This is a genomic window from Candidatus Cloacimonadota bacterium (assembly GCA_012522635.1).
Taxonomy (GTDB): domain Bacteria; phylum Cloacimonadota; class Cloacimonadia; order Cloacimonadales; family Cloacimonadaceae; genus Syntrophosphaera.
In genome coordinates, this window is the sequence record JAAYKA010000080.1 from 1 (window position 1) to 6934 (window position 6934).

A 6934-nucleotide genomic window follows, 5' to 3' on the forward strand; every position below is an offset into this window, starting at 1 on the left:
AATCAAATCACCCTGCACGCTGCGTCCGGCGCATTGCGCCTGCCAACCACGGAAATCCGTGCCGTCAAACATCAATCTCATCAAAAAGCGTGCCATAAACCTAAACCGCGCTGATAAGCACCATCAGAGCCAAAACGCTGAGGCCGACGAGATTGGGCAGGGAACCATCCCCCTTTTCCAGGGGCGTCTTAAAAATATGTTCCAGTTGAGCTTCAATCACTTCCGAGGATTGATAGACCTGGGTGCCCACACCCACCATATTGTCCAACACAGCGCCGATGCTATTGTAACCCTTGATTTTATCACGTTCAAAGAGTTTGAAATAAGCCCGAATATAGAGGCCGGTGGCAAAGGCGAAGCGGAGGGATTTTCTTCCCCAAGAACGGCGGCGCAAGCCATAAGTATCTCGTAATATATCTTTTACGTGCAGGTTCGCGAAACACCAAACGGTGGCTTCGATGAAAAAGATGAGTTTGAGGGAAAACAGCACTAAGTCTGGGAAAGCCCTGCCAAACAGAGTGCCAAAAATCCAGTAGGCGGCTAAAAACGGCAGCGAAAACCGCAGGCCTTTCCACAGCTTGGAATACAAATCCAGTTCAAGCAGCATAAAGATTAAAAAGAGCGCCATCAGCATTATGATTTGACGCCAGGAAGCATCCAGAGCGGAGAAAAGCGCCATCACCAATATCAGCAATCTCAGCCACAGGTTTTGCCCGCTGAGCGCCGAAGTTTTTCCCTCATTCAGTTTGGCCATCCTCTTGGTCTGTGGGGTTTCCGCCCTCCTCTTCAGGTTCATTTTCCACGGGTGGGCTCACATCATCTTCAATCTCGGTTTCGAGGACTGTTTCCGGAGCTGTATCCTCTTGTGGTTCATCGAGTTCAGGGCTGCCCTCAATTGGAGTTTCTTCCTTTTGAGGCTCTGGTGTTTGGGGTTCCTCCTGAGTAGGCGGGTCTTCTTCAGTGTCCTCAACCGGAGGCATATCTTCCTGTGGTTCAACGGATTCGGGGCTATCTAAATCCTCCTGAGGCGGCGGGTCTTCTTCCTCTTCGGGTTTTTCCACAGCCATCCCTTCCGCTGAATCAATTTCTTCTTCAGAATCCAAAACCGGATGCTCAAGCTCCTGGGGTTGTTCATCTTCCAGCGTTTCAGCTTCCGTTGCCAGGCTGTCGCTCATTGCCAAAGAATCAGCCTCTTCATCCTTGGGAAAATTAAACTTTGTGCCATCAAAGAACCTGGTCACAAGGCTGCCATATTCGCCGTTGCGGTCAAGCTCCAAAACTTCGGAAAGATATGGTTTTGCGGCGGTTGTGTCGGGAAGCTCAAAGCTGTAAAACCATGCCAAACGGAAGGTTGCCTTCAGTCTGATGGGCGGATATTCCGAAGCTGCCAGCTCTTCCAACAGCGTCAGCATGGATTCAGGGTCACTTTCCGCCATGCCAAGCGCTTCTTCCATCAGCAATTCCTGCGCTTCCTCTTCCGGGTCAATCAGGCGCACCGTCTCGCCAGCCAGCATATCTTCCAGGGCATTTGTGTATTTATTTGTGGGATACTCAGTTAGCATATCCTGGTAAATGGCTTCCATACCTTCCACATCCGGCCCGATTTTATTGAGGATGGTGGCTTTGGAAAACAGCGCCAGAGGGATAAGTTCCCTGTCATAGCGCAGCAAAACCGCATCCAGGGAATCGAGGTTTTTTTGCACCTGCTCCAGTTCATTTTGAGCCGCGGTCAGCTCGCGTTGGAGAGCTTTTCTTTGGGCTTCAAGTTCGCGCTTGGCTTCCGCTTCGGCATCGATGATTGGCTCTTCTTCCGCCTCATCTTCTTCAACGCCAAGGCTATCCGGCTCAGAGCTTTCCGGCTCCAACAAATCAATCTCCGGCAGGTCTATTAAATCCAAAACAGGCTCGGTGTCAATCTCCAAACCTTCCGTCCTGGAAACCTCAGGCTTTTCAGGAACAACCGGCTCTTCCCCATCTTCAGCTTCAAGCTCAGGCTCAATTTCAATTTCCGGTTCCGGTTCCTCAATATCATCAACATCTTCCGGTTCCTGATGAAGTGGCACCGGTTCAGTGTCGATTTCCTCCTGCTCTCCCAAAAGTTCCTCAGACTCATCTAAATCCGTATCAGTGGGCTGAGGATTTTGAGGGATGGAATCATCGTCTTCTTCTATAATCGGTTGATTATCAGGCTCTTCCTCCGGCTCTTCCTCCGGCTCATCATCCGGTTCTGGCAAATCCTCAATTTCCGGGATTTCAGAATCCAGCTCTTCCAGAGGAGGCTCCAAAACCTCCAAATCTTCTTCGGTTGTTTCGGTTTCAATCAGCGGTTCAGGTTCAATCTCTTCCCCATCCAAATCAGTTTCCTGGATTTCCTCAGGCACTGCAAGACTATCTGGCACAACGGGTTCCGGTTCCGGCTCCGGTTCCGGTTCAGGCAAGGCTTGCAAAGCCAACTGCAGGGAATCCACAACCGCCTGCTGGGCTTCAAACTCAATCAAAACCGTGTCCCGCTTCGCCACAGCCAGTTCTTTGGAAGAAATCAAGCGGTCATACAAAACCAGAGCGGAATCCGGCATGGAAAACACGCTGAAATAGTTCTCGGCGGCGCTGATGCAATAATCCACGTAGGCCTGCAGATTGCTCTCCGGATTGAGCTGCACATTTGTTTTGAGTTGATTGATGGCGGTAGACCTTTGCTGACCCGGCTCTGCCAGCTCCGATGTGGAAAGCTCCGTGCGCACTCTGCCGTAGGCTGTGCCCGCTTTTTCCAGGTCCTGTTCCTCATAAAAATAGTATTCACCCAAGTGATATTGCGCCTCCGCGGAGCTTTGGGTGCGGGGATAGGTTTTCGCTATGCTCTCAATCTCCGCCAAACCCTTATCCGCTGCGCCTTCTGCCAAATAAAGCCTCGCCTGCAGAACCCGCGCCAGGGATTGCTTTTCGGGGCGGGTTTCATCTTTCAGAAGCTTTTTCAGGGTCTTTTTACACTGCTCATGTTCGCCAAGCATAAATTGGTTCATGGCAATGTAATAGCGCGCCTCCAGCTTCATTTGCTGGGTAATGCGCCGGTCTTTCACAATCTTTTGAAATTCTGCCAGCGAAGCCTGGTAATCCTTTTCAATATAATAGTTTTGCCCAAAAATGAAGAAGGCCTCGCGGTATTCCTCGGATTTGGGAAAATCCGTCAAAATCTTTTGCAGCCAATACTGCGCCTGGAGATAGTTTTTATCCTCAATGCTGAACTGTGCCAAATTCATCAAAGCCTTGGGGTGCAGCTTCTTATGCGTGGAATCCAACACAAATTCCTGCAAGGTTTTATAGGACTGTTCCTTCTGGTTGATGTCACGCAGCACCTTCGCCAGATAGATGTGAGATTCCCCCACAAAGGGGCTGTCTGGAAAACCCTTGATGATGGATTCGAACTGGTCTTTGGCTTGGAAAGCACTGTTACCTTTGTAATAAAGTGCCCTTGCCATGAGGAAAAGAGCGTCGTCGGTGCGGCTGTCATGTTTTTCATTGCTCAGGATGATGCCGCATTTTTTAATCGCTTTGGTATATTCCTCAACGGCTTGGTTATTTGGCCGCCCGTTCGCGTTCAGGGGTCGCGCCTGCGCCGCTTTGAAATATTTGCGGGCGTTATACAGCGTGTTCACCTGCGAACAGGAAGCCAGCGCCAGTGCCAGCAGTAGAAGCGTGAAAAGTTTTCTCATGATATCAGAGGCGCACACGGGGGAAATTTTGTCAATCTAAATCTGCATCCGCCATCTGAAGTTCACTCAAAATGGCGCCCGAACCCACCAATTCCGTGGCGGCGTTCACATCCGGATACATCACTCTATCCTCTGCCAAAGCGGGAACCTTTTTACGCAGCAGCGCCTTCACGCGCTCCAAAACTGGCGAACTGGGAATAGCTCTTTGGTCCAGCGCCTGGCAGGCAATCATCAGCTCAATCGCCAACACCGTTTTCACATTTTGCATCACCTGCAAAAGCTTGTTCGCGGAAACCGAGCCCATGGAAACGTGGTCTTCCTGGTTCGCGGAAGTGGGAATGCTGTCCACACTGGCTGGATGCGCCAAAACCTTGTTTTCGGAAATCAGCGCGGCGGCGGTGAGCTGCACAATCATGAAGCCGGAATCGATGCCGGGGCGTTTTGCCAAAAAAGCATTGAGTCCCCGGTTTAAAGAGGGATTGAGGATTTGCTCAACCCGGCGTTCAGAGATGGAGGCAAGCTCCGAAACGGCGATGGCGATGTTATCCAAAGCCAATGCCAGAGGCTCTCCGTGGAAGTTTCCACCGGAAATCACCTTGCCTTCATCCGGAAAAATGAGCGGATTATCCGTGGCGGAATTTATCTCAATTTCAAGAACCCCGCGCGCATAATTCAAGGCATCCCGCACGGCTCCATGAACCTGCGGAGTGCAGCGCAAACTGTAGGCATCCTGAACGTTGCCACAATCAATGTGAGATTCCCTCAATTTACTATTCTGCAACAGCTTGCACAGGTTGGCGGCGCTGGTTTTTTGCCCGGGATGAGGGCGCAGATTGTGGATCAGTGGGTCAAAAGCCTGCGGTGTGCCCATGAGGGCATCGATGCTGCAAGCTGCCGTCACATCTGCCTGTTGGCAAAGCCTTTGCGCTTCCAAAAGGCTCAAAACCCCCAAAGCCGCCATCACCTGGGTGCCGTTATTCAGCGCCAAACCTTCCTTCGCCTGCAGCTTGATGGGCTCCAAACCCGCTTTCCGCATGGCTTCCGCCCCGCTGGTATGTTTTCCTTCAAATTCTGCCTCGCCTTCGCCCAAAAGAGGCAAAACCAGGTGTGAAAGCGGGGAAAGGTCTCCACTGGCGCCAACCGAACCGCGCATCGGAATCAGGGGATGCACGCCCCGGTTCAGCATTTCCACCAAAGTTTGCAAGGTCTGCAAGCGAATGCCGGAATGTCCTTTTGCCAGCACATTGATGCGCAAAAGCATGATTGCCCGCACCTGGGCGGTGCTGAAAAGCGGACCGACATTGGTGGCATGGCTGCGAATCAGGTTCAACTGCAGTTCCGCGATATGCTCGGGCGGAACCGTGACCGTGCTGAACTTCCCAAAACCGGTGGTGAGCCCATAAATCACGTCTCCACGCTCGATTACCTTGTCCACATAGTCCCTGCATTTTTGCACTTTTGCCACACAATCCGCAGTCAATTCAATCCGAGCCTGCCCCAGGGCAATATCCTCAACCTGCTGCAAAGTCAGGCTGTTACCGTCAATCATTATCTTTTGCATGTGTTTCCTCTTGCTGACCCGCCAAAACTCTATTTTTGAGCCTTGAAAAGCGGGACGGGTTTTGTTCAAGCTTTTTGACTGGCGCTTTTTTGTCAAACCACTTGTGAGAAATCAAAAAAGCCCCGGGGATTCCGGGGCTTCATGCTTTCAAAGATTAGCGGTTTTATTTGATGATGACCATCTTTTTGCTTTGGATGAGGCTGGGCGTGATGAGTTTATAGAAATAAATCCCACTGCCGCAGGCTTTGCCACTGACATCCAATCCGTTCCAAACAAGCTCATGGCTGCCAGATGCAAGTTGCTGTGTTTTCAGAAGTTGTCCCCGGATATTATAGATGGTTAGGCTTCCAGTTTCGCCTTCCTTGATATCCACGCCGATGGTGGTGCCGGTCTGGGCTTTGAAGGGATTGGGCCAGGCGTTTTTAAGCTGGCTGAGGGTGGGATAAATCCCGGGGACTTCGCCTTCCACTGTGACGCTGACCGGGCCATAGAAGGTGCTGGAAGCGGCTTCCACGCATTCCAACCAATAGTAGTAGATGCTGCCAGGCTCAACCTCTGTATCGATGAGGCTGTAAGTCTGTATTTGGCTGCTGTTTGTAGCCGGAATCATATCTGGGGTAATGTTTTGCGCATTCAGATGGTTATTTTGTTCCGAACGATAGACGCACCAGCCCAAGAGGTCGTTTTCGTATAGGGTACCCCACATGATTTTCACATGGTTTTGGTCGCTGCGTGCGGTGAAGGAAATCAAAAAATGCGGAATGGGGTTCTCGGCCTTGAAAATGCTTTCGTCGAGGTCTTCATTCAGATACATGATGCTCATTACCACATATTCTGGGTTCCAGAAAATAAATCCGGGGTCGGTCATAAAATAGATACCCGCACCGGGATAGAGATTGTTGCCGGGCTGACTGGTGAAAATATATCTGCCATCAGCATCGGTGCTGCCAACTGCCACGGGGCCGCTGCCATCGTCAAACCAAACTGTGGCGCCTGCAATGGGAGTTTGTGAGTACTTGCCCTGGTTTTGAATCTGAGAATTTTTCTGCCACAGCTCTATAGGCCAGTTCACTTCAATTGCCATAACAGGCCAAGTGTAAATCTGCTGAAGCTCAAACACGTCACTGCCATGGAGTGCTTCCGCCATGGCGGGAACCACCATGCTCAGAAGAAGGACGCCAACGAAAAGCAATGCAAGTTTTTTCATTCTTTCCTCAACAATCTTTTTTGATTTTGTATCTGTTAAAAATATTGGAGCTATCATAATGCCTGTCGTTTTTGTGTCAAGCAACATATCAGTTTTTGCGGTTTAACAATATTTCGCAGGGTTAAACGGATGGGAGCGTTTAAGGGTTTTAACGGACCTGTCACTTTGTTGCTTATCAAAAAAACCCCGGGGAAGGGTCCAATGCCTTCAGGTTCTGATTCACCTCGCCGAACCGCTTGTTGGCAATGCTGGGTCGGTTCTTAACGTATTCCCGTGCAATCACTTTGCCCAATCTGCGGTTATAATAATAGACCATTCCATCAGCCTTACCGCTGAAGCTGCGGAAGAAATTTCCTAAAATCGCTTTCATAATTTTTACCTTCCTTTTTCGTATTTTTTGGGGCTGGGAGCGCGCTTCCCCTTCGCTCTTGTTTGCGCTTAAAGTCTTGCCTGACA

General features: G+C 50.4%; 6 protein-coding genes. All 6 read right to left on the reverse strand.

The features are described from left to right. Positions 1-96 (reverse strand): tRNA pseudouridine(38-40) synthase TruA (locus tag GX135_04460; GenBank protein NLN85340.1); only part of this gene is annotated, 96 nt, incomplete at its 3' end. A 4-nt stretch (positions 97-100) separates the two neighbouring features. Continuing rightward, complete coding sequence (locus GX135_04465) at positions 101-754, reverse strand: hypothetical protein (GenBank protein ID NLN85341.1); 654 nt, start codon at positions 752-754, stop codon at positions 101-103. Then, complete coding sequence (locus GX135_04470; protein ID NLN85342.1) at positions 738-3710, reverse strand: tetratricopeptide repeat protein; 2973 nt, start codon at positions 3708-3710, stop codon at positions 738-740. Before GX135_04470 ends, GX135_04465 begins: the two co-directional genes overlap by 17 nt. Positions 3711-3741: 31 nt before the next feature. Beyond that, positions 3742-5271, reverse strand: coding sequence for a histidine ammonia-lyase (hutH, locus tag GX135_04475; GenBank protein ID NLN85343.1), 1530 nt, complete (start codon positions 5269-5271; stop codon positions 3742-3744). Between the two features lie 163 nt (positions 5272-5434). Next, positions 5435-6478, reverse strand: a complete 1044-nt coding sequence (locus GX135_04480; GenBank protein NLN85344.1) for a T9SS type A sorting domain-containing protein — start codon at positions 6476-6478, stop codon at positions 5435-5437. A gap of 175 nt (positions 6479-6653) precedes the next feature. After that, a complete protein-coding gene (locus GX135_04485; GenBank protein ID NLN85345.1) occupies positions 6654-6848 on the reverse strand; it encodes a hypothetical protein in 195 nt (64 codons plus the stop codon). Positions 6849-6934: the final 86 nt, after the last annotated feature.

What these genes read in the sequence shown, in the direction of transcription:
- GX135_04465 (NLN85341.1), bottom strand. Translation starts at nt 754, where the DNA reads ATGGCCAAACTGAATGAGGGAAAAACTTCGGCGCTCAGCGGGCAAAAC.
- GX135_04470 (NLN85342.1), bottom strand. Translation starts at nt 3,710, where the DNA reads ATGAGAAAACTTTTCACGCTTCTACTGCTGGCACTGGCGCTGGCTTCC.
- hutH (NLN85343.1), bottom strand. Translation starts at nt 5,271, where the DNA reads ATGCAAAAGATAATGATTGACGGTAACAGCCTGACTTTGCAGCAGGTT.
- GX135_04480 (NLN85344.1), bottom strand. Translation starts at nt 6,478, where the DNA reads ATGAAAAAACTTGCATTGCTTTTCGTTGGCGTCCTTCTTCTGAGCATG.
- GX135_04485 (NLN85345.1), bottom strand. Translation starts at nt 6,848, where the DNA reads ATGAAAGCGATTTTAGGAAATTTCTTCCGCAGCTTCAGCGGTAAGGCT.